General features: G+C 69.4%; 1 protein-coding gene. It reads left to right on the top strand.

Features of this window, described 5'->3' with window-relative positions; genetic code table 11:
- The coding region (locus tag KN815_RS47310) for a type I polyketide synthase (protein WP_216347942.1) at nucleotides 1–2,741 on the top strand (2,741 nt) is incomplete at both ends.

Below are 2,741 nucleotides of genomic sequence, written 5' to 3'. Positions count from 1 at the left end.
TGGCGGGGTCGCGGCACCGCTCTGGTCACGGGCGGTACAGGGGCACTGGGCCGCCATGTGGCGCGCTGGCTGGCGGATACCGGTGTGGAGCGGATCGTGCTGACGAGCCGTCAAGGGGCCGAGGCACCGGGCGTCGCGGAGTTGGTGGCCGAGCTGGGGGACCGGGTGCGCGTGGTGGCGTGCGATGTCGCCGATCGCGAGGCGCTCGCGGCGCTCCTGGGGACGATTCCGGATCTGTGTGCCGTGGTGCATGCTGCGGGTGTCCTCGACGACGGTGTACTCGAATCGCTCACCCCGGAACGCATCCGGGAGGTGATGCGGGCCAAGGTGGCGGGGGCGCGCTATCTGGATGAGTTGACCCGTGACGCCGACCTCGACGCCTTTGTGTTGTTCTCGTCGGCCGCGGGGACCGTGGGCAATGCGGGGCAGGGAAGCTATGCGGCGGCCAATGCGGCGTTGGATGGCTTGGCTTGGCGGCGTCGGGCGGAGGGGCTGGTAGCCACGTCCGTGGCCTGGGGTGCCTGGGCCGACAGCGGAATGGGGGCCGGGCACGCACGGGCCATGGCGCCACCACTTGCACTGGCCGCCCTTCAGGGAGTTTTGGACGACGACGAGACCGCACTGATGGTCGCGGACGTCGATTGGGAACACTTCGCCTCGCGGTTCGTCGGGGCGCGGCCCAACCCGCTGCTTGGTGAATTGCTGGGTGACGCCGTTCGCCGCGCGCCCGCGGCGGACGAGTTCGTCGACCGGTTGCGGGGCCTCCCCTCGGCCGAGAGGGAACGGGCGGTCCTCGAACTCGTACGTGGTCAGGTGGCCGCCGTTCTGGGACATGCCACCCCGGCGGCAATCGACCCCGCGGCCACATTCCAGTCAGCCGGTTTCGACTCTCTGACCGCGATCGAACTCCGCAATCGACTCATGGCGGCCACCGGCGTACAGACATCTGCCTCGGTCGTGTTCGACTACCCGACGCCGGAACTCCTCGCCGGCCACTTGCGGGAGCAACTGCTGGGGGTGGGATCGGCAGCCCCATCGGCGACCGCCGCCACGGCTCTGGTGGATGACGACCCGATTGCGATCATCGGCATGAGCTGCCGGTTCCCCGGCGGGGTCGACTCACCCGAAGCACTGTGGCAGCTCCTGGAATCGGGAACGGACGCCATATCCGCCTTTCCGCTGGATCGGGGCTGGGGTCTCGTCGGCGGAGCCGATGGCACCTCGGTCGGGGCGGGTGGTTTCCTCTACACGGCTGCCGACTTCGACCCCGCCTTCTTCGGGATCTCGCCGCGCGAGGCCGTCGCGATGGATCCGCAGCAGCGGCTGTTGCTGGAGGTCTCGTGGGAGGTCTTCGAGCGGGCGGGGATCGCCGTGGACGCGTTGCGGGGAAGCTCCACCGGAGTGTTCGTCGGCACCAACGGTCAGGATTACGCCGCCCTCGTCGGCAACGCGCCACAGCGTACCGACGGTCATCTGGCCACCGGCAGCGCGGCGAGCGTGGCGTCCGGCCGGCTGTCCTACACCTTCGGGCTCGAAGGCCCGGCTGTCACCGTGGACACCGCGTGTTCGTCTTCGTTGGTCGCCATGCACCTGGCCGCGCAGGCGCTGCGCGCGGGCGAATGCGGTATGGCGCTCGCGGGCGGCGCGACGGTGATGGCCACGTCCACCGCGTTCGCCGAGTTCTCCCGCCAGGGAGCATTGGCTTCCGATGGCCGGTGCAAGGCGTTCGCGGCGGCGGCGGACGGCACCGGCTGGGGCGAAGGCGTGGGCATCCTCCTGCTGGAGCGGCTGTCCGACGCCGAACGGAATGGCCACCGGGTGCTGGCGGTGGTGCGTGGCTCCGCCGTCAACCAGGACGGTGCGTCGAATGGGTTGACGGCGCCGAATGGTCCGTCGCAGCAGCGGGTGATCCGGCAGGCATTGGCGAATGCACGTTTGTCGGCTGCGGACGTCGATGCGGTGGAGGCGCACGGTACGGGGACGACGTTGGGTGATCCGATCGAGGCACAGGCCCTGTTGGCCACCTACGGTCAGGACCGGGATCCGGAGCGGCCGTTGCTGCTGGGCTCGGTGAAGTCGAACATCGGTCATACGCAGGCGGCGGCGGGTGTGGCCGGTGTGATCAAGATGGTGATGGCGATGCGCCACGGTGTGCTGCCGCAGAGCCTCCACATCGACGAGCCCACTCCCCACGTGGACTGGGCGGCCGGACGGATCGCACTGCTCACGGAACCGTCCCTCTGGCCTCAGAGGGAAGTGCCGCGACGGGCCGGGGTCTCCTCGTTCGGCGTAAGTGGCACCAACGCCCATGTCATCCTCGAGCAGGCATCTGTGGCGGCCGAACCCGAGATGGTGCGAACGGCCGAACCGCCAGCCGTTCCGTGGGTGTTGTCGGCACGGAGCGAGGCGGGGTTGCGGGCCCAAGCCGCCAGGCTTCGGTCCTTCGTGAGCGCCGATGGTGGAGTACATCCGGTCGATGTCGGTTGGTCGCTGGCATCGACCCGAGCGATGTTGTCTCACCGTGCGGTGGTCGTGGGGGCGGACCGCGCTGAGTTGTTGCGTGGTGCGGAGGCGGTGGCGAACGGAACTCCTGACCAAGGAGTGGTGACCGGCGAGGCCGGATCGCCGACTGGAGTGGTGTTTGTCTTCCCGGGGCAGGGGTCGCAGTGGGTTGGGATGGCGTTGGAGTTGCTGGAGTCCTCGCCGGTGTTCGCGCGGCGGATGGGCGAGTGCGCCGATGC

It is taken from the genome of Streptomyces niphimycinicus, from assembly GCF_018883605.1.
In the GTDB taxonomy this organism is placed as follows: Bacteria; Actinomycetota; Actinomycetes; order Streptomycetales; family Streptomycetaceae; genus Streptomyces; species Streptomyces niphimycinicus.
This window is presented reverse-complemented; position numbering and strand designations above follow the sequence as displayed.